At 68.6% G+C, this 26,296-nt stretch carries 29 protein-coding genes; 14 read left to right on the forward strand and 15 right to left on the reverse strand.

The genetic code is table 11. From position 1 onward, the window contains the following. Window positions 1–132 precede the first annotated feature (132 nt). On the forward strand, window positions 133–1,125 hold the full coding sequence (locus ACFOSH_RS41345) for a hypothetical protein (RefSeq protein WP_378246784.1): 993 nt from the start codon (window positions 133–135) through the stop codon (window positions 1,123–1,125). A 324-nt stretch (window positions 1,126–1,449) separates the two neighbouring features. On the opposite strand, the gene ACFOSH_RS41350 is transcribed toward ACFOSH_RS41345, so the two are convergent. Then, window positions 1,450–2,838, reverse strand: coding sequence for an NYN domain-containing protein (locus ACFOSH_RS41350; RefSeq protein ID WP_378246786.1), 1,389 nt, complete (start codon window positions 2,836–2,838; stop codon window positions 1,450–1,452). 96 nt (window positions 2,839–2,934) lie between these two features. On the opposite strand from ACFOSH_RS41350, the gene ACFOSH_RS41355 reads away from it, so the two are divergent. Both ACFOSH_RS41355 and ACFOSH_RS41360 read left to right on the forward strand, forming a co-directional pair. After that, a complete protein-coding gene (locus ACFOSH_RS41355; RefSeq protein WP_378246788.1) occupies window positions 2,935–4,656 on the forward strand; it encodes a DEDD exonuclease domain-containing protein in 1,722 nt (573 codons plus the stop codon). 39 nt (window positions 4,657–4,695) lie between these two features. Next, window positions 4,696–4,980, forward strand: coding sequence for an Lrp/AsnC family transcriptional regulator (locus ACFOSH_RS41360; RefSeq protein WP_005154220.1), 285 nt, complete (start codon window positions 4,696–4,698; stop codon window positions 4,978–4,980). Between the two features lie 70 nt (window positions 4,981–5,050). On the opposite strand, the gene qcrB is transcribed toward ACFOSH_RS41360, so the two are convergent. From qcrB to ctaE, 4 genes are read right to left on the reverse strand one after another with little or no spacing between them, the layout of a single operon-like run. Continuing rightward, complete coding sequence (qcrB, locus tag ACFOSH_RS41365) at window positions 5,051–6,727, reverse strand: cytochrome bc1 complex cytochrome b subunit (RefSeq protein ID WP_378246790.1); 1,677 nt, start codon at window positions 6,725–6,727, stop codon at window positions 5,051–5,053. Beyond that, entirely contained in the window at window positions 6,724–7,857 is a 1,134-nt protein-coding gene (gene qcrA, locus ACFOSH_RS41370) for a cytochrome bc1 complex Rieske iron-sulfur subunit (RefSeq protein WP_378246792.1), read from the reverse strand. Before qcrA ends, qcrB begins: the two co-directional genes overlap by 4 nt. Further along, window positions 7,854–8,672 carry a cytochrome bc1 complex diheme cytochrome c subunit gene (qcrC, locus tag ACFOSH_RS41375; RefSeq protein ID WP_378246794.1) on the reverse strand — a complete coding sequence of 273 codons (819 nt, stop codon included), beginning with the start codon at window positions 8,670–8,672 and terminating at the stop codon, window positions 7,854–7,856. Before qcrC ends, qcrA begins: the two co-directional genes overlap by 4 nt. Before the next feature lie 55 nt (window positions 8,673–8,727). Next, entirely contained in the window at window positions 8,728–9,351 is a 624-nt protein-coding gene (ctaE, locus tag ACFOSH_RS41380; protein WP_005164165.1) for an aa3-type cytochrome oxidase subunit III, read from the reverse strand. 95 nt (window positions 9,352–9,446) lie between these two features. Here ctaE and ACFOSH_RS41385 point away from each other — a divergent pair, with 95 nt between their 5' ends. From ACFOSH_RS41385 to trpD, 3 genes are all read left to right on the forward strand, one after another. Further along, window positions 9,447–9,863, forward strand: a complete 417-nt coding sequence (locus ACFOSH_RS41385; protein WP_378246797.1) for a hypothetical protein — start codon at window positions 9,447–9,449, stop codon at window positions 9,861–9,863. Between the two features lie 61 nt (window positions 9,864–9,924). Continuing rightward, window positions 9,925–10,335 carry a hypothetical protein gene (locus tag ACFOSH_RS41390; protein ID WP_378246799.1) on the forward strand — a complete coding sequence of 137 codons (411 nt, stop codon included), beginning with the start codon at window positions 9,925–9,927 and terminating at the stop codon, window positions 10,333–10,335. Between the two features lie 4 nt (window positions 10,336–10,339). Beyond that, window positions 10,340–11,371: an anthranilate phosphoribosyltransferase gene (trpD, locus tag ACFOSH_RS41395; protein ID WP_378246801.1), complete on the forward strand. Its 1,032-nt coding sequence runs from the start codon at window positions 10,340–10,342 to the stop codon at window positions 11,369–11,371. Window positions 11,372–11,459: 88 nt separating this feature from the next. Here trpD and ACFOSH_RS41400 read toward each other — a convergent pair whose 3' ends face one another. Next, the gene (locus ACFOSH_RS41400; RefSeq protein ID WP_378246803.1) at window positions 11,460–12,425 is read right to left on the reverse strand and encodes a helix-turn-helix domain-containing protein; all 966 of its coding nucleotides are present in this window, start codon (window positions 12,423–12,425) and stop codon (window positions 11,460–11,462) included. A gap of 52 nt (window positions 12,426–12,477) precedes the next feature. Here ACFOSH_RS41400 and ACFOSH_RS41405 point away from each other — a divergent pair, with 52 nt between their 5' ends. Then, window positions 12,478–12,873, forward strand: coding sequence for a cupin domain-containing protein (locus ACFOSH_RS41405; protein ID WP_378246805.1), 396 nt, complete (start codon window positions 12,478–12,480; stop codon window positions 12,871–12,873). Here the strand turns inward: ACFOSH_RS41405 and ACFOSH_RS41410 are convergent. Further along, window positions 12,870–13,832: a GlxA family transcriptional regulator gene (locus ACFOSH_RS41410; protein WP_378246807.1), complete on the reverse strand. Its 963-nt coding sequence runs from the start codon at window positions 13,830–13,832 to the stop codon at window positions 12,870–12,872. The genes ACFOSH_RS41405 and ACFOSH_RS41410 overlap by 4 nt on opposite strands. Window positions 13,833–13,914: 82 nt before the next feature. Between ACFOSH_RS41410 and ACFOSH_RS41415 the strand changes: the two genes are divergently transcribed. Next, window positions 13,915–14,838, forward strand: a complete 924-nt coding sequence (locus ACFOSH_RS41415; protein WP_378246809.1) for a DMT family transporter — start codon at window positions 13,915–13,917, stop codon at window positions 14,836–14,838. A gap of 309 nt (window positions 14,839–15,147) precedes the next feature. On the opposite strand, the gene ACFOSH_RS41420 is transcribed toward ACFOSH_RS41415, so the two are convergent. Together ACFOSH_RS41420 and ctaC are read right to left on the reverse strand one after the other, a co-directional pair. Continuing rightward, window positions 15,148–15,567: a cytochrome c oxidase subunit 4 gene (locus ACFOSH_RS41420; RefSeq protein ID WP_020630406.1), complete on the reverse strand. Its 420-nt coding sequence runs from the start codon at window positions 15,565–15,567 to the stop codon at window positions 15,148–15,150. A 40-nt stretch (window positions 15,568–15,607) separates the two neighbouring features. Further along, window positions 15,608–16,546, reverse strand: a complete 939-nt coding sequence (gene ctaC / locus ACFOSH_RS41425) for an aa3-type cytochrome oxidase subunit II (protein ID WP_378246812.1) — start codon at window positions 16,544–16,546, stop codon at window positions 15,608–15,610. Between the two features lie 194 nt (window positions 16,547–16,740). Here ctaC and asnB point away from each other — a divergent pair, with 194 nt between their 5' ends. Next, window positions 16,741–18,675, forward strand: a complete 1,935-nt coding sequence (gene asnB / locus ACFOSH_RS41430; RefSeq protein ID WP_378246814.1) for an asparagine synthase (glutamine-hydrolyzing) — start codon at window positions 16,741–16,743, stop codon at window positions 18,673–18,675. A 56-nt stretch (window positions 18,676–18,731) separates the two neighbouring features. Continuing rightward, a complete protein-coding gene (locus tag ACFOSH_RS41435; RefSeq protein ID WP_378246816.1) occupies window positions 18,732–19,385 on the forward strand; it encodes an alpha/beta fold hydrolase in 654 nt (217 codons plus the stop codon). A gap of 78 nt (window positions 19,386–19,463) precedes the next feature. Here the strand turns inward: ACFOSH_RS41435 and ACFOSH_RS41440 are convergent, their stop codons facing one another. After that, window positions 19,464–20,453, reverse strand: a complete 990-nt coding sequence (locus ACFOSH_RS41440; protein WP_378246818.1) for a carbohydrate kinase family protein — start codon at window positions 20,451–20,453, stop codon at window positions 19,464–19,466. A gap of 141 nt (window positions 20,454–20,594) precedes the next feature. On the opposite strand from ACFOSH_RS41440, the gene ACFOSH_RS41445 reads away from it, so the two are divergent. After that, entirely contained in the window at window positions 20,595–20,783 is a 189-nt protein-coding gene (locus ACFOSH_RS41445) for a hypothetical protein (protein ID WP_101609500.1), read from the forward strand. Between the two features lie 102 nt (window positions 20,784–20,885). Here the strand turns inward: ACFOSH_RS41445 and ACFOSH_RS41450 are convergent, their stop codons facing one another. Beyond that, entirely contained in the window at window positions 20,886–21,263 is a 378-nt protein-coding gene (locus ACFOSH_RS41450) for a HesB/IscA family protein (RefSeq protein ID WP_378246820.1), read from the reverse strand. Between the two features lie 143 nt (window positions 21,264–21,406). Between ACFOSH_RS41450 and ACFOSH_RS41455 the strand changes: the two genes are divergently transcribed. Together ACFOSH_RS41455 and ACFOSH_RS41460 are read left to right on the forward strand one after the other, a co-directional pair. Next, a complete protein-coding gene (locus ACFOSH_RS41455) occupies window positions 21,407–22,063 on the forward strand; it encodes a DUF3043 domain-containing protein (RefSeq protein ID WP_378246822.1) in 657 nt (218 codons plus the stop codon). Between the two features lie 61 nt (window positions 22,064–22,124). Further along, window positions 22,125–23,114, forward strand: coding sequence for an aldo/keto reductase family protein (locus ACFOSH_RS41460; protein WP_378246824.1), 990 nt, complete (start codon window positions 22,125–22,127; stop codon window positions 23,112–23,114). 78 nt (window positions 23,115–23,192) lie between these two features. On the opposite strand, the gene ACFOSH_RS41465 is transcribed toward ACFOSH_RS41460, so the two are convergent. The 3 genes from ACFOSH_RS41465 to ACFOSH_RS41475 are packed head-to-tail and all read right to left on the reverse strand — an operon-like array spanning window position 23,193 to window position 25,010. Then, a complete protein-coding gene (locus ACFOSH_RS41465; protein WP_378246826.1) occupies window positions 23,193–23,420 on the reverse strand; it encodes a hypothetical protein in 228 nt (75 codons plus the stop codon). Beyond that, a complete protein-coding gene (locus ACFOSH_RS41470; RefSeq protein WP_093938721.1) occupies window positions 23,413–24,264 on the reverse strand; it encodes a phosphoribosylaminoimidazolesuccinocarboxamide synthase in 852 nt (283 codons plus the stop codon). The genes ACFOSH_RS41465 and ACFOSH_RS41470 overlap by 8 nt, the downstream gene beginning before the upstream one ends. After that, window positions 24,261–25,010 carry a GntR family transcriptional regulator gene (locus tag ACFOSH_RS41475; RefSeq protein WP_378246828.1) on the reverse strand — a complete coding sequence of 250 codons (750 nt, stop codon included), beginning with the start codon at window positions 25,008–25,010 and terminating at the stop codon, window positions 24,261–24,263. Before ACFOSH_RS41475 ends, ACFOSH_RS41470 begins: the two co-directional genes overlap by 4 nt. Window positions 25,011–25,180: 170 nt before the next feature. Here ACFOSH_RS41475 and ACFOSH_RS41480 point away from each other — a divergent pair, with 170 nt between their 5' ends. Further along, window positions 25,181–25,585 (forward strand): hypothetical protein, encoded by a 405-nt coding sequence (locus ACFOSH_RS41480; protein WP_378246830.1) that lies wholly within the window; start codon window positions 25,181–25,183, stop codon window positions 25,583–25,585. Here the strand turns inward: ACFOSH_RS41480 and ACFOSH_RS41485 are convergent. Continuing rightward, window positions 25,582–26,250: an IspD/TarI family cytidylyltransferase gene (locus ACFOSH_RS41485; protein WP_378246908.1), complete on the reverse strand. Its 669-nt coding sequence runs from the start codon at window positions 26,248–26,250 to the stop codon at window positions 25,582–25,584. The genes ACFOSH_RS41480 and ACFOSH_RS41485 overlap by 4 nt on opposite strands. Between the last annotated feature and the right edge of the window lie 46 nt (window positions 26,251–26,296).

Below are 26,296 nucleotides of genomic sequence, written 5' to 3' on the forward strand. Positions count from 1 at the left end.
CAGTTTCGGGCTCGTGAGTGGCAGGACGCTTCTAACCACTCACGAGACTTGAGTTGTCCACAACCGGCCCGTCCATCCACAACTTTCGCCCGCGGTCCCCTTTGGCCGCCTTTTCCGGGCCACCGTGGACGGGTGCCCCTACACAAACGCTGGTCGGAAGAAGCCATCCCGGCCGACCGAAGACCGAGCTGGCCGATCCTGCTGCGGGAGCAGCACGGGATCGTGACCAGAGCCCAACTCCTGGCCTACGGACACACCGGGGCGGACATCGTCGCCAATCTGCACGCGGGGCGCTGGCAGCGCGTGCTGCCGCGCGTCTACGCGACTTTCACCGGTCCTCTCCCGAGGGCGGCCGGAATCCACGCCGCTCTCCGTTACGGAGGCGGGCACGCGGTGCTGAGCCATCGCACCGCCGCCGAGGAATGGCATCTCCTCCCGGTCGCGGAGGGGCCGATCGAGATCACCGTGCCTTATTCCGGTTCGGCGATCTCCCAGCCTCCGCTGGTGAAGGTGCACCGGTCACGAGCGCTCCCGTACTCCGCCGCGGAAACCTGGCCGCCCCGCACCAAGCTCACGGACACGATCGTCGATCTGGCGGTTTCCCAGCACACCGCGCACGAGGCGGTGAACGTCGTCGTCGATCTGGTGAGCCAAAGCAAAGTCCCGGCGTCCGAGATGCGGGACTGCGTCTCGATGCGCCCGCCGTACCGCTTCCGCGCCGAAATCCGGCAAGGACTCGAACTGGTCGCCGGAGGTCTCATGCCGGCGCTCGAAGTGGAGTTCAAGAAACAGGTCGAGGAAAGGCACGGGCTGCCGCCGGGAGACCGGCAGACAGCCGTCGAGGTCGACGGGAAGACGTTGTGGGAGGACGTCACCTACGACACGCACGGGGCGGGCCTGACCGTCCGCCTGGACGGGCGGGCGACCCACGCGATGGCCGCCGTCGCGTTCCGGTACCGGCGACGGGACAACGCCGCGGAACTCGCCGGCCGGGCACGCCTGGTCTACGGCTGGCAGGACGTCCGGAACTCGCCGTGCCAGGTCGCGGCCGAGGTCCGCGAGGTCCTCGTCCGGGAGGGGTGGCGGCCGGCGGCCAACCGCGTCGTCTGCCTGACGTGCTCGTGAGGTTCTGTTGGGGTTAAGGCAAAGGTGTCGCGCGGGTCAAGTTGGTCGTGAGTGGCGATTCGGGTTAGCGCGGACCGGAATTTGCCTACCTACGCCTGACCTGCGCGAAGGTGGCGATTCAGGAGAGCGCCGGGCCGACGATGGAGGAATCGGGACGTTCAGCGTCCCAAATCCTCCACCGTCACGAGGACACCCGGCCGACAGTCGAGAAGGGAATATTCCGGACGTTCAACGTCCGAAATATTCCCCCGTCACACCTTCCACCCAGCACGAAGACACCGGATCCGAATCGCCACTCACGAGCCCAGACGCCTTGCCGCAGCCTTAAACCCGGCTGAGCCGCGACACCAGCACCGCGGAGGGCACCGGATGCGCGCCCTTCCGCCGCACCGAGTCCGCCACCGCCCGGTCCGTGCTCGCGACCACCATCGGCCGCCCTGGCGGCTCGGCCGCGACCAGGGAGCGGATGACGTCGTCCGCGAGGACGCCGCGTTCGGAGAACAGCACCCGCACCCCGCGCGGCACCGCGGCGGGCACGGAGAGCACACCGGCGCCGTCGAACACCACGGTCACCTCGGCCGAGGTCCGCGCGGCGAGCGCGGAAAGCTGGTGGATCAACCGGTCCCGCTGGTCGGAAAGCGCCATCTCCGGGTAGCCGGTCTTCGTGACGTTGTAGCCGTCGACGATCAGGTGCACATTGGGCAGTGCGAGATGCCTGTCGAGCGCGGTGACGTCCTGGATCTTGCCGCCCGCTCCCAGGCCCGACGTCGCGCCGCGGACCATGTCCGCCGGACGCTGGCCGTGGGCGCTCACCGAAAGTTCCCGGCGCAGCCCGCCGACTGCGCCTTCGATCGTGTCCAGCAGCAACCCGAGCCTGACTTCGTCCGCCTGACGCGCCTCACGGGCGGACTGACGGGCGATCTCGGCGTCCGTGACGGCCTTCTCCGCCCGCGCCCGCTCAGTCGCGACACGCTGCCTCTCACGGTCCAATTGGGCCTTCAGCGCTTTGATCTCCTCGGCGCGCTCGGCGCCGCCGCTCTCCAGTTCGGAGTGCGCCTCCGCGACCGAGTCCCTCGCCTGGCGCAGCTGGACACCTTGTTCCCGCAGGCGCTTCAGCAATTTGTCGACTTCGGCGTCGCGTTCGCCCCGCGCGCCACCGGCGATCTCCTTGGCCTCGCGCAGTTCCACGCGCAGTTGGGCCAGTTCGGTTTCGAGCCGCTGGTTGCGGGCCAGCGCGGCGTCGCGTTCGGCGCGCAACGCCGTCTCCTCGGCGTTCTTCGCCACCAGCCGGACCCGTCCAGCCGCACCGGCCTCGCCCAGCAGCACGGCGGCGGCCGCGGCGGCGACGGAATCGGGGGCGTTCGGGTCGAGGGCGTCCTTGCGGTGGTCGCGCAGCCATTCGGTGACCGCGACCCGGAACTGCGAGGACTCCCCCAACGCGGCGAGCAACGCCGTCCCGCCGAGTTTCGCGCGTTTCGCCGGGGCGAACTTGGCGACCGGGCGCAGCTGCCTCGGCACATCGGCGATCGGCAGCTTGCCGACGGCGGCGGCCGCCAGCTCGGCGATCCGCTCCCGCACGGTCTCCGGCAAGGCCGTCCAGCCCTCGGCCGGCACCTCTTCCGACGTCTCCTCCGCACCCGCCGACGCCACGACACCCGAAGGGCCGCCGGTGGCGTCCTCGGGCGATTCGGGCACTGCGGGCTGCGGTTGCATCGCTCCAGCGTAGGCCCCATGGGCTCGGGCCGCGCTCAATGGGACGGCGTGTGCGGATCCCGGGATTGTCGGTGCCCACCCCTACTGTGCCCGATCATGGACACCGGACGGCGGCCCGGCGCGGCGCAACTCGCCTTCGACGAGCTGGGAACCCCTTTGCGGGACATCACTTTCGTCGTGTTCGACCTGGAGACCACCGGGACGAAACCCGGCCCGGACGGGATCACCGAGATCGGCGCGGTCAAGGTCCGCGCCGGCGAGATCGTCGGCGAGTTCGCCACCTTCGTCAACCCGGGGATGCCGATCCCGCCGCAGATCGTCGAGCTCACCGGCATCACCGGCGCGATGGTCTACGACGCTCCCCGCATCGAGCGCGTGCTGCCGGCGTTCCTCGAGTTCATCTCCGGTGCCGTGCTGGTGGCGCACAACGCCGCCTTCGACACCGGCTTCATGCGCGCGGCCTGCGAGGGCCACGGCTACCGCTGGCCCAAGGCCGCCGTGGTCTGCACGGTCCGGCTCGCCCGCCGGGTCATCTCCCGTGACGAGACGCCCAGCTACCGGCTTTCCGCGCTGGCCGCGTTGTTCGGGGCGCGCACGACGCCCAACCACCGCGCGCTCGCGGACGCGCGTGCCACCGTCGACGTCCTCCACGCGCTGCTCGAACGCGTGGGCAACCTCGGCGTCCACACCCTCGAAGAGCTGCTCGACTACATGCCCGAGGTCACCCCGGCCCAGCGTCGCAAACGGACGCTGGCCGAGCACCTGCCGTCGAGGCCCGGCGTCTACCTGTTCCGCGGTCCCAGCGACGAGGTCCTCTATGTCGGGACGTCGTCCGACCTGCGCCGACGGGTCCGGCAGTACTTCACCGGATCGGAGAGCCGCGGGCGGATCCGGGAGATGGTCGCGCTGGCCGAACGGGTCGACGCGGTCGAATGCGCGCACGCGCTGGAGGCCGCGGTCCGGGAGCTGCGGCTGATCGCCGCCCACCGGCCCATGTACAACCGCCGTTCCAAGAACCCACGGCACGCCTGGTGGGTCGCGCTGACCGAGGAGGCCTTCCCACGCCTGTCGGTGGTCCGCATGCCACGAGACGGCATGCTGGGGCCCTTTCGCAGCCAGACCGACGCCCGGTCGGCCGCGGACACCCTCGCCGGCGCCTCGGGGCTGCGGACGTGCACCCAGCGCATCTCGTCCACCGCGCCGAACGGGAAGCCCTGCGTCCTCGCCGAACTCGGCCGCTGCGGAGCGCCGTGCGACGGCACGCAGACGATCGAGGCGTACCAGCCCGGCGTGCTGGCGGTGTCCGGTCTCATCGCCGGGACGGACGGGCGGCCGCTGCGGGCCGCCGCCGATCAGCTGGCCCGGCTCGCCGAGGCCGAGCACTACGAACAGGCCGCCCAGCACCGCGACCAGCTGGCCGGGCTGATCCGCGCGGTCGGCCGGGCGCACCGGCTCTCGGCGCTGGCGGGCATCCCGGAGCTGATCGCCGCCGGGCCGGACGGGAAAGGCGGCTGGGAGCTGGCGGTGATCCGGCACGGCAGGCTCGCGTCGGCGGGTGTCGCGCGGCGCGGGGTGCCGCCGATGCCGGTGGTCGAACTGCTCGTGGCGTCGGCGGAGACGGTGATTCCCGGCCCCGGGCCGCTCTTCGGCGCGATCTCGGAGGAGGTCCGCATCCTGCTGCGCTGGCTGGCCCGCCCCGGCGTCCGGCTCGTGCGCACCACGCACCCCTGGGCGGAGCCCGCCGCCGTGGCGGGCGGCTGGCGGGAGTGGCTCGACCTGGCGGCGAGCGCGACGGCGCTGGAGCAGGTGGCGGGATAGGATCGCGGCACCGGATTCACTGAAGTAGGAGGCGCTGTAGTGATCACCGCGATCGTGCTGATCCAGGTCGAGGCCGATGCGATCCCCGAAGCGGCGCAGGCGATCGCGGACATCGAGGGCGTCCGCGAGGTCTACTCCTGCGCGGGCGACGTCGACCTGATCGCTTCGGTCCGCGTCGCGGCTCATGAAGACCTCGCGGATTTGATCCCGGCGAAGATCGGCAAGGTACCCGGCGTGCTGAGCACGGTCACGCACATCGCGTTCCGCTCGTATTCGAAGGCCGACAGCGAGTCCGCGTTCGACATCGGCGTCGAGGGCGCCTGAGCTTCCCTCGCAGATACGTGAAAGGCCCCCTTCCCGCGGGAAGGGGGCCTTTCACGTACTTCTGTCGAAGCTAGTGCCCGGAGGTGATCTCCTTGCGCTCCTGCGAAGGCTCACCGCCGATGTCGTCGACCTTGCCGTTGCCGTTCGAGCCGTGCCCGTTGGACCGGGCGCGCTCCAGCGCGATGGTCTCCTCGACCGGGTCCGGCGACCAGGTCGAACCCGCGACGGCGTGTCCGGCCGAACCGAGCTTGTTCATCTTCTTCGGGACCGACGCGCCCTGGTACTCGAGCGGGATCGCGTGACCGTGGTCGTCCACCGGGCCGAGCGGCTGGTGGATCTCGATGAACTCACCGTGCGGCAGGCGCTTGATGATGCCGGTCTCGACACCGTGCTCCAGCACCTCGCGGTCGGCCCGCTGGAGGCCGAGGCAGATCCGGTATGTGATGTAGTACGCGATCGGCGGCAGCAGCAGCACGCCGATCCGGCCCGCCCACGTCGTCGCGTTCAGCGAGATGTCGAAGGCGAACGCGATGATGTCGTTGAAGCCCGAGAGCATGATGACCGCGAAGAACGTCAGGCCCATGATGCCGAGCGAGGTACGGACCGGGACGTCGCGCGGACGCTGCAGCAGGTTGTGGTGCGCGGTGTCCTTGGACAGCTTTCGCTCGATCCAGGGATACATCACCAGCAACCCGATCAGCAGCGGCATCCCGACCGCGCCGGGGAAGAACACCGCGGGGACCGTGTAGTTCCCGAGGTAGAGCTCCCAAGCGGGCCAGATCCGCAGCATGCCGTCGGCCCAGGCCATGTACCAGTCAGGCTGCGAACCCGCCGAGACCTGCGCCGCGTTGTACGGGCCGATGTTCCAGATCGGGTTGATCTGGAAGAGGCCCGACATCAGCGCGATGATGCCCGTGACCAGCGCGAAGAACGCACCGCCCTTGAGCGCGAAGACCGGCATGATGCGGACGCCGACGACGTTGGTCTCCTTGCGGCGCACGCCCGGGAACTGCGTGTGCTTCTGGTACCAGACCAGCGCGAGGTGCGCGCCCACGAGCGCGAGCATGATGCCCGGCAGCAGCAGGATGTGGATCGTGTACAGGCGCGGGATGATCTCGTTGCCGGGGAACTCCCCGCCGAACAGTGCCCAGTGGAGCCAGGTGCCCATGACCGGCACCGAGAGCACGATGCCCGACAGGGTCGCGCGGATACCGGTACCGGAAAGCAGGTCGTCCGGCAGCGAGTAACCGAAGAAGCCCTCGAACATGCCCAGGACCAGCAGCAGCGCGCCGATGACCCAGTTCGCCTCACGCGGACGGCGGAACGCTCCGGTGAAGAAGATCCGGAACATGTGCACCATCATCGACGCGACGAAGATCAGCGCGGCCCAGTGGTGCAGCTGGCGGACGAACAGACCGCCGCGGACGTCGAACGAGATGTCGAGCGTGGTCGCGAAGGCCCGCGACATCTCGACGCCCTGGAGACCGGTGTAGCTGCCGTTGTAGACGACCTCCTCCATGGAGGGGTCGAAGAACAGCGTGAGGTACACACCCGACAGCAGCAGGATGATGAAGCTGTAGAGCGCGATCTCGCCCAGGAGGAACGACCAGTGGGTCGGGAACACCTTGTTGATCTGGTGCCGCATGCCCTTGGCCAGGTGATACCGGTCGTCGGCCCACTTGGCACCCGCACCCGCGGCCTTCTCGACCGGGTTCGTCCCCTTCGTCGGGGTGGTGAGTGAACTCATGACTTACGCTCCCAAAAGGCCGGTCCGACGGCCTCGTTGAAGTCTCCGCGCGCGATCAGGAAGCCCTCTTTGTCCACTGTAATCGGAAGCTGGGCCAACGGCCGTGTCGCCGGACCGAAAATCGGCTTGGCGTAGTGGAGCGCGTCGAACTGCGACTGGTGACAGGGGCAGAGGATGCGGTTGGTCCGCTGCTCGTACAGGGAGGTCGGGCAGCCGACGTGGCTGCAGATCTTCGTGTACGCGTAGTAGTCGCCGAAGTTGTAATCCTCCTGCTTCGCCCGCTTGACGACCTTGGCGGCGTCGGTGGGGCGGAGGCGGATCAGCATGACCGGGTTGTCGACCCGCTTGAAGGCGGCGGACAGGGCGTGCTCGTCCTCCCGCTCCGACTCGCGGAACGGGAACACCGTCTCCATGGCGCCCGCGTCGAGGTCCTCGACCCTGACCAGGGAGACCTCGTGCGGACGGCCGGTGTTGCGGCGCAGGTAGACGACCTCGTCCGGGAAGTTCTTCTTCCAGCCCGAGTGCCACAGCGAGTCGCGGCCGTCGGTGTCCTTCCAGGGGTCCTTGATGAAGGACGCCACCGGCAGGGCGGCCACGGCGAGCCCGAGCACACCGGCGCCGGCACCCGCGGACCGCTTGATCAGCGAGCGGCGCGCGATGGTGCTGTGGCTGCCCGAGTGGGCCAGCTGGGCGAGGATGGTGGCCTTGTCGACCTCTTTCGACCCGCCGTCCCCGCGCTCCTGCACCGCGACCTCGGCCGGGATGAACTTCTTGGTGTAGAGGACAGCGCCGATGCCGATGCTGAGCACGGCGAGGCCGAGCGTGATCCCGAGCAGCGGCGTGTACAGCGTGTACTTGGTGTAGCCGGTCGTACCCGGCTCCTTGTACTCGAACCAGTGCGGCCACGCGATGAGGACCACGAACGCGAGGCCCGCGATCGCGGCCAGCACGAACCAGAGGGCGACAGCGCGCTCGGCGCGCTTCTCCGCCTTCGTCCCCTCGACCGGCCACGGCGTCGGGTACTCCACGATCTCGACACCGTCGAGCGCGGTACCCAGCTTGACCAGCTGGTCGCGATCCATGTCCGCCAACTCCGCCTCTGTCGGCGGCTTCGGCCCTTCGGCGCTCATGCCTTCGATCCAATCCACAACGTCACGCCGATCAGCGCGGCGATCCCGACGATCCACGCGATCGCGCCCTCAGAGGCCGGGCCGATACCGCCGAGCGAGCTACCGCCGGGCGAGTTGTTCCCGTCACTCACGGACTTCACGAACGCGATGATGTCCTTCTTCTCCTCCGGCGACAGCTGCCGGTCGGAGAACTTGGGCATGTTCTGCGGCCCGGTGAGCATCGCGGTGTAGATCTGCTCTTCCGTGGCCGGGTCCAGGTTCGGGGCGAACTTGCCCGACGAGAGCGCGCCGCCGCGGCCGGTGAAGCCGTGGCAGGAGGCGCAGTTGAGGCGGAAGAGTTCGCTGCCGCGCGCGACGTCCTCGCCGCGCAGCGCGTCACCCTTCTCGGTGGGACGCTGCGCGCCACCGCCGTTGGCCTGGATGTAGGCGCCCAGCGCGTTGATCTCGGCCTCGGACAGCTTCGGCGGCTTCCGCTGCGCCTGGGCTTCCTGACGCACGGCGGGCATGCGGCCGGTCGAGGTCTGGAAGTACACGGCCGCGTCGCCGATGCCGATGAGGCTCGGGCCACGGTCGGTGACACCTTCGAGCTTCGGCCCGTGACATTCGATACACGTGTTGTTGTAGAGCTTCTCGCCCTCGCGCAGGAGGGCGGACTCGCCCTGCGCCTGCGCGGTCTGCGGCTCCGGAGCGAAAACGGCGTACAGCCCGCCCACGCTCAACAGCGCGATCCCGAGCGCCAGCGCGCCGGCGAACCGCTTGCGCGCCTTCGAGCGCTTGCGGAAGCGGCGCTCCGTCTTGTCCTTGCTGGAGGTCATCTTGCGGCAACCCTTGCTGTCAGTTCAGGCCGATAGGTCGTGGTGGCGGCTTGGTTCACGGAAGGATGTAGATCACCGCGAACAGGCCCACCCACACGATGTCGACGAAGTGCCAGTAGTACGACACGACGATCGCCGAGGTGGCCTGGGCCGGGGTGAACTTGCTCAGCTTGGTGCGGATGAGCAGGTACACGAACGCGATGAGCCCGCCGATGACGTGCAGGCCGTGGAACCCGGTCGCGAGGAAGAAGACCGTGCCGAACGGGCCGGACGGGATCGTCATCCCCTCGTCGATCAGGTGGAGGTACTCGTAACCCTGGCCGCCGACGAAGATCGCGCCCATGATCAACGTGATGATGTACCAGCGGCGCAAGCCGAAGACGTCACCCTTTTCGGCGGCGAACACGCCGAACTGGCAGGTGAACGAGGACGCCACGAGGATCACCGTGAACGGGATCGCCAGCGCGACGTTCAACTCGAAGGGCTCGCCGTGCAGTGGCGGCGGCCACTGACCGGTGGCGTTCTGCGCCTTCACGGTGAAGAACATGGCGAACAGTCCGGCGAAGAACATCAGTTCGCTGGACAGCCACACGATGGTGCCGACGCTGACCATGTTCGGCCGGTTCAGCGAGTGGACCCGCTGGCTGATGGTGGGAGCTGCCGTTGTCACGCGTCGCATTATGTCCTCTCACGCATGGGGCCCGCCGGGTGGGTCCACGGCAAGTCGCGTGCGTGTCGGGTCACATCTGAACGAAAGTGGGAACAGGGCTACTCATGGGTTTACTAGATCGGCTCCGTGACCTGGTCAAGAAGCCGAAGATCCCAGGTCTGACCGTCGACACGCCCGGCGTGGAGATCGTCGCGGAGGCCTTCGATCCGGCCGAGGCGGACTCTTCCGTGCTCGCGAGATCACCCGCTTGGGTCGCCGAAGCACCCGCGATCCTGCGCCATCACTTGAAACTTCCGCCCGAAAAGGTGGCGGAGGCGGCCGCGATCCTCGCCCAGGACGGCTGGGAGCTGCGGGAACAGGGTCCGGACGGAGACTTCACGACGGCGCACGCTCTGCGCGTCCAGACCCTCGACGCGCTGCACTGCGCTCAGGAACGGTCACGGATGGCGGGCCTCGCGCAGCGGTTCGGCGGGGACTCGCTGGGCTGGGACGCGCTCCAGCCGTCGGGGGCGGCCACGTGATGTCGGTCATGGCGGATAACATCGCGGGGTCGACACGACTAAACGAGGCGGAGGCGCGCTCATGGGCGAGCAGGCGATGCGGATCCTGGTGTTCAGCCACAAGGCGGAGGTACGCGAGGCGATCATCAACGCCGTCGGCCGCCGGCCCGCCGCCGACCTCGGCCGGGTGGACTACACCGAGGCGTCCGGCATCTCCGAGGTGCTCGTCGAGATGGACGCGGGCAACGTGGACCTGGCCATCCTCGACGGCGAGGCGCAGCCGACCGGTGGCATCGGGCTGACCCGCCAGCTGAAGAACGAGATCGAGGACTGCCCGCCGATCGTGGTCGCGGTCCGGCGCAAGGACGACCGCTGGCTGGCGACCTGGTCGCAGGCCGACGCGGTGCTGATCCACCCGCTCGACCCGCTGACCGCCGCCGAGACGGTCGCCGACGTGCTGCGCGCCCGCCGGGTGCCGGCCGTGCACGGCTGAGCCGATGAGCGCGGCCGCGAAGACTTGGCCGTCCCTGCTCAACCAGCTCATCGCGCGCGCGGATCTGTCCGAGGAGGACACCGCGTGGGCGATGGACCAGATCATGAGCGGGGCGGCGACGCCCTCCCAGATCGCCGGGTTCGCCGTCGCGCTGCGCGCGAAGGGTGAGACACCGGCGGAGATCTCCGGGATGGCCGACGCCATGCTGGCGCACGCCAAACGCGTGACGATCGACAGGCCGTCGGTGGACATCGTCGGCACCGGCGGCGACCGGTCCAACTCGGTCAACATCTCCACCATGGCCACGGTGGTGACGGCCGCGGCCGGCGCCCCGGTGGCCAAGCACGGCAACCGGAGCGCGTCGTCGAAGTCCGGCGCCGCCGACGTGCTGGAGGAGCTGGGCGTCACCATCGACCTGCCGCCCGAGACGGTCCAGCGCAGCGTGAACGAGCTGGGCATCGGCTTCTGCTTCGCGCCGAAGTTCCATCCCGCCCTGCGCCACGCCGGTCCGACGCGCGGCGAGCTCGGCGTGCCGACGACGTTCAACCTGCTGGGCCCGCTGACCAATCCCGCGCAACCGCGCAGTTCGCTGATCGGCTGCGCGTACGAGGACAAGACCCGCGTGCTGGCCGAGGTGTTCGCGCGGCGCGGGATGACCGTGCTGCTCGTCCGCGGCGACGACGGGCTCGACGAGATCACCACCACTACCACCAGTTCGGTGTGGGTGGTCTCCGGCGGCGAGATCACGGAGCGGAGCTTCGACCCTTCGGCACTGGGGATCGCCCGGGCGACCGCGGACGACCTGCGCGGCGGCGACGCGGCGCACAACGCCGAGGTGTTCCGGCAGGTGATGGCCGGGAAGGCCGGGCCGGTGCGGGACGCGGTCCTGCTCAACTCGGCGGCCGCGCTGGCGGCTTTCACCGGATTCTCGGGGTCGCTGGAAGACGATCTGGCGGCCGGGCTCACGCGGGCGGCCTCGGCGATCGATTCGGGTGCGGCGGCCGACCTGCTGAACCGGTGGATCGCCTTCGCTTGACCCTCCGTCCCCTCTCGCAAGTGTCATGAAGTGGTCGTTCAGGACAAATTTTGTCCTGAACGACCCTTTCATGACATCCAGAGGGGCGCTACGAAGCGGTACTGAACCGCGCCCGGTAAGCCGTGGGCGTCAGCCCGGTAGCCCGCCGCAGCTGGGTGCGCAGGTTCGTCGCGGTACCGAAACCCGAAGCCCGCGCCACCGAGTCCAGCCGCTGCTCCCCGCGCTCGATCAGCCGGCACGCCAGCGCGATCCGTTCCGTGGTGAGCCAGGCCAGCGGCGTCGTCCCCAGTTCGGCCCGGAACCGCCGGTGCAGCGTCGCCTGGCTGGCCGCCGCCCGCGCGGCGAGGTCGGCGACGGTGAGCGGCCGGTCCAGCCGTCCGCGCGCCCATTCGAGCACCGGCGCCAGCGAGGTGTCGGGAACCGGCGGCAGCGGGCGCTCGACGAACTGCCGCTGGCCGCCGTCGCGGTGCCCGGCGAACACCAGCCGCCTGCTCACCGCGTTGGCGATCTCGGCGCCGTGGTCGCGGCTGATCAGGTGCAATCCCAGGTCGAGCGCGGCCGCGCTGCCCGCCGCGGTCAGGATGTCGCCGTCGTCGACGAAGAGGACGTCGGGCTCCAGCAGCACGTCCGGATACGACTCGCGGAACCGCTCGGCCCATTTCCAGTGCGTCGTCGCGCGCCGCCCGTCCAGGACGCCCGCCTGCGCGAGGGTGAAGGCGCCGGTGCAGAAGCTCACCAGCCGGGCACCCCGGGCGGCCGCGGCGCGGATGGCCGCCAGCACCGGCTCCCGCGCCGGGCTCTCCGGATCGGGCCGGTTGGGCACGATCACCGTGTCCGCGGCCTTCAACGCTTCGAGCCCGGCGACCCCGGTGAGGGTGAACATCCCCAGGTGCATGCGCACGGACGGCTCGGCCGCGCAAAGCGTGAAGCCGTACCAAGGCCGGCCGAGTTCCGGCCGCCGCAGGCCGAAGAGTTCGGTCGCGACGCCCATTTCGAAGGGATTGGACCCCTCGTCGACCAGGACGGCGACCTCGTGCGAGGAATCATGCGACATATGCGATTCCTAGCACTCACCGCTCGACCGGTCCAGTGGCCAGGATCGGCTCATGAGCAAGCAGCCGATCGACCTGAAGACCGTGTTGGCCGGATTCGACGAGATCTGGAGCCCGCGGATCGTCGCCCACGTCAACGATTACGACGTCCGGCTCGCCAAGGTCGCGGGTGAGCACGTCTGGCACGTCCACGAGAACACCGACGAGTTCTTCCTCGTCCTCGACGGCACCTTGGACATCGCGTTGCGCGAGGCGGCGGGCGAACGGGTCGTCACGCTGCCGCGCGGCTCGGTGTTCGTCGTCCCGCGCGGGACCTTTCACAAACCGTCCTCAGTGGAGGGTGCGGAGCTGTTGCTGTTCGAGCCGACGGGGACGCTCTCCGTCGGCGACGAGCACGACGAGGTCCCCGATCATGTCCAGGTCACCGTCGGACAGGAGATCTCCTTCTAGCCGACGGAAAACGTCTTGCGGTAGGCGCTCGGACTGGTTCCGCGCAGCTTGCCGAACTGGTGCCGCAACGCCGCGGCGGAGGCGTATCCGCACGCGACCGCGATGTCCTCAATGGACAGTCGACCCTCTTCGAGCAACGACTGCGCGCGATCGAGACGGCGTTCGGTGAGCCACCGGTGCGGGGTCGTCCCGGTGGCCGCCGAGAACCGTCGCAGGAACGTACGTTCCCCCAAACCGCTGCGACGGGCGAGCTCCGCGACGGTGAACGGCTGATCCAGCCGCCGCTCGATCCATTCGAGCGCCTCGGCGAGCACGGTGTCGTCCGGCGCGGCGGTCTCGGGCACCGGCGCCTGCACGAACTGCGCCTGCCCGCCGACCCGATGCGGTGCCGCGACCATCCGCCTGGCCAGCGTGGTGGCCGCGGCGACCCCGCGCAGTTCGCGCACCAGATGCAGGCAGAGGTCGACGGCGGCGACGGTCCCCGCGCTGGTGAGGATTCCGCCGTCGTCGACGTACAACGCCTTCGGGTCGACCTTCGCCGTCGGGAAGCGCGACCGGAACTCCTGCTCGTAGACCCAGTGCACGGTGCAGTTGCGCCCGTCGAGGAGTCCCGCGTAGCCGAGCGAGAAGACGCCCGCGCAGAAGCCCGCGACCCAGGCGCCCCGGCTCGCCGCGTCGCGCAGGACCTCGACGACCGGTTCCGGCGGGCTCGCGCTGCGCGGCGCGCAGGTCGGGACGATCAGCAAATCGGCGGACGCCGCGAAGTCCAGGCTCTCCAGCCCGTCGAGCCCGAAACCGGACCAGCTCCGGACGTTGCCGCCGCCGGGCGAGCAGACCGCGAAATCCCAGCCCTCGATGCCGTCGGCGCTGCGATCGGTGCCGAAGACCTCGCACGCGACACCGAGTTCGAACGGCGAGACCTGGTCGGCGAGCACCACCGCGACCTTCTTCACATCCATCCGGGCAGTGTGTCACAAGTTTTGCGGCCACTGTCATCTCTGACACTGGTCGAGCGCGGGCGCGAGGGCGAAAGTGGTGCCCATGAACAAGAACAACCCCCTGCTGCAGTGGACGGCCGCGATGGCGCTGTCCGGCACGATCGGCGCCGTCGTCCTGGAAAGCGGCGCCGACGCGCCCGCCGTGGCGTTCGCGAGGAGCCTCGTCGGCGGCCTGCTGCTCCTGGTGTGGAGCGCCGCTCGCGGCTGGCTCCGCCCGTGGACACTCACCCGCCGCGACCTCCTGCTCGCCGTCCTCGGCGGGCTGTTCCTGGTCGGGAACTGGGTGCTGCTCTTCGCGTCGTACGCGCTGTCGTCCATCTCGGTCAGCACCGTCGTCTATCACACGCAACCTTTGATGCTGGTCGGTCTCGCGGCAGCGTTCCTCGGCGAGAAGATGGCGAAGAGCCAGCTGATCCGGGCGCTGATCGCGTTCGGCGGAGTGACGCTCATCTCACTGTCCGCGCACGGCGCCGACGGCGAGCCCGTGCGGCTGGAGGGGATCGCGCTCGCCCTCGGCGCGGCCGCGCTCTACGCCGGCGCTTCGTTCGTCGCGAAGCAGCTCAAACACCTGCGCCCGCACGTCCTGGCGGCCGTCCAGCTGGTGACGGGCACGATCGTGCTGGCGCCTGCGCTGCTGGTCACGCCGTTGCCCACGGACACCTCGGGGCTGCTGTGGCTGGTCCTGCTGGGGACGGTGCACACCGCGCTGATGTACGTCCTGATGTACGCGAGCATCGGCAAGCTGCCGACCACGACGGTGGCGCTGCTGTCCTACATCTATCCCGTGGTCGCGGTGGTGGTGGACATCCTCGCCTACGGGCACCGCCCGACCTGGCCGGAGGGCGTGGGGATGCTGGCCGTGCTGGCGGCCGCCCTGGCGCCGAAACGCGCGGCCAAGCCCGAAGCCACAGATGCGGAGCGAGAAATGGGGCAGGCGGCGGTGGCCGGTCGGTCCAGCGGGTCGTGAGTGGCGATTCGGGTAAGGGCCAAGCGTGTCTCAGCTACCTACAGTCGGGCGCTTTCGCGTGATTGGACGGGCAACTCCCGTGACTGGACGGGTCACACGCGGCGAGACCCCGGCCGCGCGTGTGTGGCCCGTCCAATCACGCGTGTGGCCCGTCTGATCACGAGAGTTGCCCACCCAGTCACGCGAAGTACCGAGTTGAAAGGCCACGCACCGACCCCATCCGGCCCAGCCCGCCCGCGTTCAGTTCACTGAATGCGAAAAGCGGCGCCCCGGTCCGAAGACCAAGGCGCCGCTTCAGGCGTCGGAACGTCAGTCGTGGTTAGGACCGGTGTGGTACTCGAACACCAGCCCGCCGATGGCGACGATCACCAAGCCCAGCGCGATGATCAGCAGCCAGACGTGGAAGAACGCGAGCGCGACACCGGTCAGCGCGGCGGCCGCCGCGAGGGCGATCGGCCAGTAGCTGCCAGGGCTGAAGAAGCCCAGCTCACCGGCACCGTCGCTGATCTCGGCGTCTTCCCGGTCCTCCGGCCGCGGCTCGATGCGCCGCGCCACGAACTGCAGGTAGCTCCCGGCCAGGAAGGCCAGGCCACCGGTGAGGATCAGGGCCACCACACCGACCGGCTCGACGCCGTCGCGGGTCATCGTTCCGGTCATGTACGCGTAGATACCCGCGACGATGACGGAGAAGACCGCGACGAGGAAGAAAATCCGTCCTTCGACCTTCATGGACGTTGCCTCACTCCTGTTTCGGGCTCGAACAGCCGGGTCAGTTGGACGCGACCCGCGCGGTGCGGTCGGTGTTGAACGGGGTGGTGGTGACGGCGTAGGGCGAGCACAGGTCGCCGCAGTTCATCGCCGTCAGCGCCTCGGAAGCCGTGTTCGGCTTGCCGCTCTTCGGGTTCACCGTGCCGCGAAGCTGGATGTACTGCGCGTACTTGTCCGGCGACAGGGCCCTGACCTCGAAGTTCATCCCCGAGTGGTAGGTGCCGCACAGTTCGGCGCAGCGGCCGACGAACGAACCTTCCTTGTCGATCGAGTTCTGGAAGGTGAAGTCCTGGTTGTTCTTCTCCGGGTCCGGCATGACGTCCCGCTTGAAGTGGAACTCCGGCACCCAGAAGGAGTGGATGACGTCGGCCGACCGCAGGTTGTACTGGATCGTCTTGTTCGTCGGCAGGACGAGCAGCGGGATCTCGGTCGAACTGCCGACCGTGGTGATCTCGGGGTCGTCGTGGTTCTTGGAGTCGCTCTTGTACTTGAACTCCCAGTTCCACTGGAACGCGACGATGTCGACCGTGACGTCCGGGTTGTCCGTCTCGGCGAGCACGCGGTTCTCGGTGGTCGCGGTGAAGAAGAACAGCACGCAGACCATGATCGTCGGGACGACGACCGTGAAGAGCTCCAGCGGGATGTTGTACTGGAACTGACGGGGCAGTTCCTCTTCCGCGCCGTCGGCGTTCTTCTTCTTGCGGTGGAAGATCGCGGTCCAGAAGATCAACGCCCAGACGATGACACCGACGGTCAGCGCCGCGACGACGGTCCACGTCCACAGGGTGCGCATGTCGTGCGCCTGCGGGGTCACCCCGACCGGCCAGCCGAAGCGGAGGATCTCGTCCCCGGAACAGCCCGTCGCGGTCAGCATCACCAGCGCCGCGAGCGCTGCGATGCGACCAGCCCGTTTAACGGGGGTGCGCTCTGGATTTCCCACTGCGCCTTGCCCTTTCACCCAGAGCCTCCTAGACCGATCTTCGTGTTCACGCGGAGCCTAGCCGAGTTGCGGCGCCACGCTGACCAAGGGGTAACCCCAACTCGCGTATCCCCCACCACATCCGGGTGTATCCGCACCCGGGCATACTGAGCCCTTCTCCCCCGCTCGGCCAACAAGAGGTGTGTGAACTAGACGTGTGCGGCCTGCTTGGACTGATCTGTTCGACCGAAGCCGACGCTGCGAGCGCCCGTGACGCCGTCGACGCGGCCATGCGCTGCCAGCGGCACCGCGGCCCCGACGAGCACGACACCTGGGCCGACGCCGAGGTGGTCTACGGCTTCAACCGGCTGGCCTTCATCGACGTCGACCACGCCCACCAGCCGCTGATCTGGGGTCCGCCGGAAGCGCCCGAGCGCTACACGCTGAACTTCAACGGCGAGATCTACAACTACAAAGAGCTGCGCGACGAGCTGGCCGCCGAGCACGGCGCGAAGTTCGCCACAGAGGGTGACGGCGAAGCGATCGCCGCGGCGTACCACTACCTCGGCGACGACGCGGTGAAGAAGCTGCGCGGCATGTTCGCCTTCATGATCTGGGATTCCCAGGAGAAGGTCGTCTTCGGCGCGCGCGACCCGTTCGGCATCAAGCCGCTGTACTACGCCGCCGGCCCCGGCAAGGTCGCCTTCTCCAGCGAGAAGAAGAGCCTGCTGGAGCTTTCGAGCGTGCTCGGCGTCGAGGACGAGCTGGACAAGACGGCCCTGCAGCACTACCTGGTGCTGCAGTACGTGCCGGAGCCCGAGTCGATGCACACCGGGATCCGCCGCGTCGAGTCCGGCACGTCGTTCCGGGTGGTCCCCGGCGGCGACGTCGAGTTCACCCGCTACTTCCACCCGCAGTTCAGCGCGAAGCCGGTCAACGGCCAGGCCGAGGCCGACGCGCTGTACGAGCGCATCGCCGATGTGATGCGCGACTCGGTCGGCAAGCACATGATCTCCGACCCGGACGTCACGGTCGGCGCGTTCCTCTCCGGCGGCATCGACTCGACCGCGACCGCGACGCTGGCCAAGGAGCACAACCCGAACCTGATCGCGTTCACCACCGGGTTCGAGCGCGAGGGCTACTCCGAGGTCGACGTGGCCGCCGAGACGGCCGCCGCGATCGGGGTGAAGCACGTGGTCCGCACGGTGTCGCCGGACGAGATGATGGAGGCGCTGCCGCTCATCGTCTGGTACCTCGACGACCCGGTGGCCGACCCTGCGCTCGTACCGCTGTGGTTCATCGCCCGCGAAGCGCGTAAGCACGTCAAGGCCGTGCTGTCCGGCGAAGGCGCCGACGAACTCTTCGGCGGCTACACCATCTACAACGAGCCGATCTCCCTGGCGCCGTTCGAGAAGATCCCCGGCGGGATGCGGAAGATCCTCGGCAAGGTCTCCACGAAGATCCCCGAGGGCACCCGCGGCAAGGACCTGCTGCGGCGCGGGGCGCTGCCGCTGGAGGACCGCTACTACGGCAACGCCCGCAACTTCCGCGACGACCAGCTCCGCAAGGTGCTTCGCACGTATGAGGAAGGTGTCGGCTTCAAGGACGTCACCGCGCCTTGGTACAAGATCTCCGAGGGCTGGGACCCGGTCGCGCGGATGCAGCACGTCGACTTCTACACCTGGCTGCGCGGCGACATCCTGGTCAAGGCCGACAAGGTCACCATGGCGAACTCGCTGGAACTGCGCGTGCCGTTCCTCGACTCCGAGGTGTTCAAGGTCGCCGCGAGCATCCCACTCGACCAGAAGCTCGCGCACGGCACCACGAAGTACGCGCTGCGCCAGGGGCTGGCGAAGATCATCCCGGCGCACGTGCTGAACCGGCGCAAGCTGGGCTTCCCGGTGCCGATCCGGCTGTGGCTGCGCAACGAGATGTACGACTGGGCCAAGGGCATCATCGCGGACTCGCAGACCGACGCGCTGCTCGACAAGAAGGCCGTCCTGGCGCTGCTCGACGAGCACAAGGCCGGGCAGCTCGACCGCAGCCGTCAGCTCTGGGCGCTGCTGGTGTTCATGCTGTGGCACGGGATCTTCGTCGAGAACCGCATCAAGCCCGAGGTGCCGGAACCCGTCTACCCGGTGAAACTCTAGTCACGACTCGACATGCCGGCCTTCACCGTTGACCCGGTGAAGGCCAGCATGGACGGATGGACTTCGTCCTCGTGCACGGCACGACGCAGAGCCCGGCGGGCTGGGACCGGGTGGCCAAACTGCTCAGGGCCGCCGGGCACCGCGCGATCGCGGTGGACCTGCTGACCCCATCGGACCTGCCTGTCGAGGGTTACGCGCAGCACGCGCGGGACCAGTACGACGGCGAGCGGCCGGTCGTGGTGGCCCATTCCGGGGCGGGTGTCCTGCTTCCCTCGATCGCCGAAGCGCTCGACGCGCGGGCGATGGTGTGGGTCGCCGCCTACATCCCCGACTTCGCCGGTGGGCGGAGCCTGCGCGACGAGGTCCCGGCCCTGTTCGCCCCCGAGTGGATCGGGGTGGACCCGACAGCGGATCCCGCGAAGGCGTCGGAGTTCCTTTTCCACGATTGCGATCCCGAGACCGAACATCTGGCGTTGGACAGCCTGCGGCTGTTCAGTCCCGCGGTGCTCGCGGCACATCACGCCGGACCCGCGCCGGAGATCCCGTCGACGGTGCTCGTCCCCACGCGCGACCGCACGCTGAAACCGGAGTGGATGCGCCAGGCCGCCAGGGAGCGGCTCGGCGTCACCGCGATCGGGATCGACGCCGGGCACTGTCCCCACATGTCCCGCCCGGCCGAGGTCGCCGCCATCCTGACCGGACGAGGCTGAAGGGGCCCTTTACCGCGTCTCACGCGGTGAAGGGCCCCTTCGCTGCATCACATGCGGGGAAAGTCCCCTTCAGGTCCCTCAGGCAGGCAGGATCGCCGCGATCTCCTCGGCGGGCTCCGGGCCGAAGGCCTCCTTGAGACGGCCCAGGACGTCGGCGCGATCGAACGCCCACTCCTGCGTGCCCACGGTCTCCAGCACCAGCACGGCGATCAGCGAACCCAGCTGCGCCGAACGCTCCAGGCCGAGCCCGCCGTCGAGGCCGGCGATGAACCCGGCGCGGAAGCCGTCGCCGACGCCTGTCGGGTCGACCTTGCCCCGCTCCGGGACGGCGCCGACCTGCAGCGAGAGGCCGTCCTTGCCGATGATCTCGACGCCCTTCTCCCCGAGCGTGGTGATCCGCATGCCGACGCGGTCGAGCACGTCGGCCTCGGTCCAGCCGGTCTTCTGGAGCAGCAGTTCCCATTCGTAGTCGTTGCTGAACAGGTACTTCGCGCCTTCGATGAAGGCACGCACCTGCTCGCCGTCCATCCGCGCCAGCTGCTGCGAGGGGTCGACGGCGAAGGTGTAGCCACGCTGGCGGCACTCCTCGGCGTGCCGGACCATGCCTTCGGGGTCGTCCGGGCTGATCAGCACGAGCGACAGTTCCCCGGCGTGCGCGGCGACCGGCTCCAGCTCGATGTTGCGGGATTCGGACATCGCGCCGGCGTAGAAGGTGGCGATCTGGCAGAGGTCCTCGTCGGTGGTGCAGACGAAGCGAGCGGTGTGCGCGACGTCGGAGACCAGCACGCCGGCGGTGTCGACGCCGTGCCGCTCGAGCCACGAGCGATAGTCGGCGAAGTCGGAGCCCACGGCGCCGACCAGGATCGGGCGCTTGCCGAGTACGCCGAGGCCGAAGGCGATGTTCGCGCCGATCCCGCCCCGCCGGACAACGAGATCGTCGGCCAGGAAGCTCAGGGACACGCGATGCAGCTGCTCGGCGATGAGCTGCTCGGCGAACCTGCCCGGGAAGTGCATGAGATGGTCGGTTGCGATACTGCCGGATACTGCGATCCTGGCGCTGTCTGCCACCGGTTCTCCTTGATCGGTCGGCCTCGCGAAGGCGAGGACGGCTAAGTTACCCGCAGGTCATGCCCCATACGGGTTGCTTCAGGCACGGCCATCAACACTACCGGTTGGTAGTGGTGTCCTACTCGAACATGAGTCATTAACTTGTCGTTCGTGACCACTTCCGCGTATCACCTCGAACCGGAATCGATCGGCGAACTCATCGCCGACTGCGCCGGCATCCCGTCGTCCCTCCAGGCCGAGAACCTGCCCCTGCCCCGGCAGATCGCTCCGCCCTGGACCGTGGACGAGCGGTGCCTCGCCCAGGTCGCGGATCTGGACGCCTACGTCTGATCCCGCTCCGTCATGAAGAGGTCCGTCATGAAGAGCTGCGGGCATGAAGAAGGGCCGCGACCTGGGTGAGGTTCGCGGCCCTTCTTCATGCCTCGACGCGCGTCAGTGGAAGCTGTCGCCGCAGGCGCAGCTACCGGTCGCGTTGGGGTTGTCGATCGTGAAGCCCTGCTTCTCGATCGAGTCCACGAAGTCGATCACGGCGGTCGACACGTACGGCGCGCTCATCCGGTCGACGGCCACGCGGAGCCCGTCGAAGTCACGGAACAAGTCACCGTCGAGCGTGCGCTCGTCGAAGAACAGCTGGTAGCGCAGGCCCGCGCACCCACCGGGCTGGACGGCGATGCGCAGGTGCATGTCGTCGCGGCCCTCCTGCTCGAGCAGGGCCTTCGCCTTGACGGCGGCGGCGTCGGTCAACGTGACGCCGTGGGTCTCCTCGGCGGCTTCGGCCTGAGCTGCGGCTGCCTGCTCAGCGGTCGTCATGGTTCTCCCTCTGGTCGAACTCGCTGCGGGTACTCGTCTTGCACATGGTCCAACACGTCGGAGTCCCGATCTGTTCCCCTCCATGGTGACATATCGCTCGGCCTGGTGCGTGGCACCGTGACGCCTGCAACTACCCTGGTGAGGTGAGGTTCCTGCGCCGTAGCACCACAGACTCCGCCACGACGGACACCGAGACGCCCGACAACGAGGGTGTCGAGGTCCAGGCCAAGGCGTATACGCCCGGAAAGGGCAAGGCCACGCCCAAGCGGCGTGAGGCCGAAGCCAAGCGCCGTGGCCCGGTGGCGCCCCCGCCGACCACCATGCGGGAGGCGATGAAGCGCAACAAGGAACTCCGCAAGTCCGCGAAGTCCGACCCGGAGTACAAGTCGAAGCAGCGCAACGCCGCCAAGGAACGCCGCGAGCGGATGATGGCGGGCGAGGACAAGTACCTGCTCCCCCGTGACCGCGGTCCGGTCAAGGCGTACATCCGTGACCTGGTCGACTCGCGGCGCAACCTGCTCGGCCTGTTCATGCCGCTGGCGATCCTGGTGTTCGTCGCGCTGATCCTGCCGTACCCGGAGGTGCAGCGGTACGCGACGCTGCTGTGCACCGTGATGCTGCTCGGCATGATCGTCGAGGGCTTCCTCAGCGGGCGCCGGATCGCCAAGATGGTCCGGCTGAAGTTCCCGGACGAGACGGTCAAGGGCACCTCCGTCGGCTGGTATTCCTTCATCCGCGCGAGCCAGATCCGCAAGCTGCGGGTCCCCAAGCCGCGGGTCAGCCCCGGCGCCAAGGTCTGACCTCTCACCAGGCGAAACCCAGGTCGTTAGCCTGCCTAACGGTCTGGGGTAGAGTCGCGCCATGGAGTTTCGACGCCTAGGCCGCAGCGGCCTCAATGTCAGTGAGATCTCGTACGGCAACTGGCTCACCCACGGGTCCCAGGTGGAAGAGGACCAGGCCCAGGCCTGCATCAAGGCGGCGCTCGACGTCGGCATCACCACGTTCGACACCGCCGACGTGTACGCGAACACGGCCGCCGAATCGGTGCTCGGCCGCGGGCTGAAGGGCCTGCGCCGCGAAAGCCTGGAGATCTTCACCAAGGTCTACTGGCCGACCGGTCCGAAGGGTCCCAACGACAAGGGGCTCAGCCGCAAGCACATCATGGAGTCGGCGAACGCTTCGCTGAAGCGGCTCGGCACCGACTACGTCGACCTCTACCAGGCGCACCGGTTCGACCGGACCGTGCCGCTCGAAGAGACGTTCCTCGCCTTCGCCGACCTCGTCCGCCAGGGCAAGGTGCTCTACGTCGGTGTCTCGGAGTGGACCGCCGAGCAGATCACCCGGGGCGCGGCGATCGCGCGTGAGCTGAAGGTGCCCCTGGTCTCGAACCAGCCGCAGTACAACGCGCTGTGGCGGGTCATCGAGGCGCAGGTCGTCCCGGCTTCCGAGCGCGAGGGGCTCAGCCAGATCGTCTGGTCGCCGATCGCGCAGGGCGTGCTCACCGGCAAGTACAAGCCCGGTCAGCCGCTGCCCGAGGGCTCCCGCGCGACGGACGAGAAGGGCGGCGCCAACATGGTCGCCCGCTTCCTCAACGACGACGTCCTCGAGCGCGTCCAGCGGCTTCAGCCGCTCGCGGACAAGGCGGGCCTGACGATGGCCCAGCTGTCCGTGGCGTGGGTGCTGCAGAACCCGAACGTCGCTTCGGCGATCATCGGCGCTTCGCGGCCGGAGCAGGTGCACGAGAACGTGAAGGCGGCCGGCGTGAAGCTGGACGCGGATCTGCTCGCCGCCATCGACGAGGCCCTCGACGGCGTCACCGAGACCGACCCCACCCTGACCCGCTCGCCCTGACCCCCTGCACGCATTTAGTCGACTAATTGCGGACGCTTTTCCCGCAATTAGTCGACTAAATGCGACGGTCTCCGTGCGTCAGTCGCCGTGGACCCGAGCCTGATACGCGATCTGGCCGTCGAGGTCGAGGGCGTCGCCGGGGGCACGGAAGGGGTCGATTCCCAGGCCCCGCAACAACCTGCTCGCGCCGGCGACACGGTCACCCGTCCGGCCGTCGAGCCGCTCCGGCCGGTGGCCCCGCTGGATCAGCAGGCCCTCGACGTCGTCGATCAGCCGATACGGGTCGTAGACCTGCTGTTCAGGCATGGTCACCGCCGGATACCCAGGTCTTCCCGGTGATCCTCTCGTAGACCTCGGTGTAGCGCTTGCGGGTCGCTTCGACGATCTCGTCCGGGATGGCGGGGCCGGGTGGTGTCTTGTCCCAGCCGGTCGTCGTGGACCAGTCGCGGACGAACTGCTTGTCGAACGCGTGCTGCGTCCGGCCCGGCTCGTAGTCGTCGGCGGGCCAGAACCGCGACGAGTCCGACGTGAGGACCTCGTCCCCGAGCGTCAGCACGCCGTCGGCGTCGAACCCGAATTCGATCTTGGTGTCGGCGATGATGATGCCGTTCTTCGCCGCGTGCTCCGCGCCCTTGGTGTAGACCTCCAGCGTCAGGTCCCGGATGCGGTCCGCGGTCTCCTGGCCGATCTCGTTCACGACGTCGGCGAAGGTCATGAACTCGTCGTGGCCGGTGTCGGAGATCTTCGTGGTGGGCGTGAAGATCGGCTCTGGCAGCTTGTCGGCCTCGACGAGACCGGCGGGCAGTTCGACACCGGAAACCTTGCCGTCACGCCGGTACTCGCGCATCCCGAGACCGGTGAGGTAGCCCCGCGCGATGCATTCGACCTGGATCATCTTCAGCGGCTTGCAGCGCGTGGCGCGACCGGCGAATTCCGCCGGGACGTCGGTCGTGGAAATGACGTGGTTCGGCACCACGTCGGCCATCTTTTCGAACCACCAGGCGGAAAGCTGGTTCAGCAGCGCGCCCTTGTCCGGGATCGGGGTCGGCAGCGAGACGTCGTAGACCGAAACGCGATCCGACGCGACGAGCAGAATGTCGCCGTCGATTTCGTAAAGGTCCCGGACCTTACCCGCGTGAATGTGCTTCATGCCCCGTCCTCGATGTTGTATTCGTAGAAAATCCAGTGGTCCGGCAATGCCGCCGATTCGCCGTACTCGAGTACGTCTCCTCCGGCGGACAAGAACCTGTTACGGCTCAACAAAATCGCCGAACCTTCGGCCACACCGAGTTCCTTCGCCTCCGCAGCACCCGCCAGCCCCGCGGCGTGCTGAGAATGAGTCGACGTCAGAACCCGGCCCGTCCGGTCCGCAACATATTTGACCGTGCCTTCGACGATCCGCACCGGTTCGAACAGCAACGGCGCCTTCGCCGCGACAGCGCCGTCGAACCACGAGACGGACGTCGAAACCGGCACGTCCTGTCCCGCGTACGTGGTCCGCCGCCGCCGGATCGCGGGAGCGCCCTCTTCGATGCCGAGGGCGCCGGCCACCCGCTCCGGTGCCGGGACGAGCCCGGCCTCACGGATTTTCGCGTAGTGGCCCGGTGGATAGACCTTGCCGGTTCGCGCGATCGAGATCGTCCGATCGTGCGCGGAGCGGTGCAGCGCCCTGGTCTGCACCACTGTCCCGATCCCGCGGACCGCGCGGACCAGACCTTCGGCCCGGAGCGTCGAGAGCACCTTCATCGCCGTCGCCATCGCGACGTTCCAGTTCCTGGCGATCTCCCGCGCGGACGGGACCGTGTCACCTTCCTTGAGCCTGCCCGAAACGATGTCGTCACGAATGTTTCCCGCGATCTGGAGATACGGCGGTTCAGGTCGGTCGACGGCGGGCAAGGTGACTCCTCACAAGGTCGCGCGGTGCGCACAAGCGTTCTAGCACACCAATGGGCGAGCACCAAGGATCCTGCTCACACCCCATTATTACGTACTAGTACACATTCTGGACGGTGCTCTAGTACACCTGTTACTCTCCGCAGAGTTCCCGAAACCCGTTGGGGGGCTCGATGAACCATCTGAGCATCGACGAACTGCTCGAAGAGCTTCGAAGACGCCGGTGGGTCGTCTACATCTTCGGCCCCCGGGAGGAGCCCGAAGTCTGTGCCGCGGTGTTCCAGTGGGACACCTGCGCCGACGTCCTCATCCTGCGCGGTGAGGAACGGGCGACCGCGTACCGGGTCGCCACCCTCGCCGACACGGACGTCTTCCGGCCGGCGCTCGTCTCGTGGCAGTACCACTCGACGGCCGACTGGACCCTGCGCGCGGTGCTCACCATCCCGGCTCCCGGCGAAGCCGCCGCGCCGATCCAGCTGCTGCAACCACATCCGGACTGCGTGATCCCCATGGAGGCGCGCCAGCCGGTCACCATCTTGCCCGCCAACGGGACCAAGGCCGGCCAGGGAGATCCCTAACCTCGGCCGATCACCTGCTCGGCGACAACGAGGTCGTGCGGGTAGGTGATCTTGAGGTTCTCCGCGCTGCCTGGAACCCACCGCACCGGCAGCGCGGAGAACCTTTCCATGCACGAAGACGTGTCCGTGCCGACGAAACCGTCCCGTTCGGCCGTTTCGTACGCCTCCAGCAACGGGGCGGCGCGGAACCCCTGCGGCGTCTGCACCCGGATCGCGCCCGGGAGCGCACCGGAAACGGTGTCGCCGTCGACACGCACGATGTCGTCGGCCGCGACCCCGGGCACCGCTCCCCCGTACCGCCGCGTGTCGGCGAGGACGTCCGCGATCAGTCGCGGGGTGACGAGCGGGCGGGCCGCGTCGTGCAGCAGGACCGCGTCGATCTCGCCGCTCTCGATGCGGGAAGTCAAGTGGCGCAAGGCGTTCAGCTCCGAACCCTGGCGCGTCGCACCGCCGTGGACGAGTTCGACCTCGCCGGGATGCGCGGCGAGCACCTCTCGCGCGAGTTCGGTGTCCTGCGGCCGGATGACCAGCACGAGCACGTCGATACCGGGCACCCGGGCGAAGGCGTCGAGCGACCACGCGACGACCCGCTTGCCCGCCACCGGCAGGTACACCTTGTTGAGTTTGGCGCCGACCCGGGTGCCCGCTCCGCTCGCGAGCACCACCCCGGCGGCCTTCGTCTGAGCCACAGGCAACTCTGGCACAGGCGGG

The sequence above is a fragment of the Amycolatopsis speibonae genome (genome assembly GCF_042647925.1).
Classification (GTDB): Bacteria; Actinomycetota; Actinomycetes; order Mycobacteriales; family Pseudonocardiaceae; genus Amycolatopsis; species Amycolatopsis speibonae.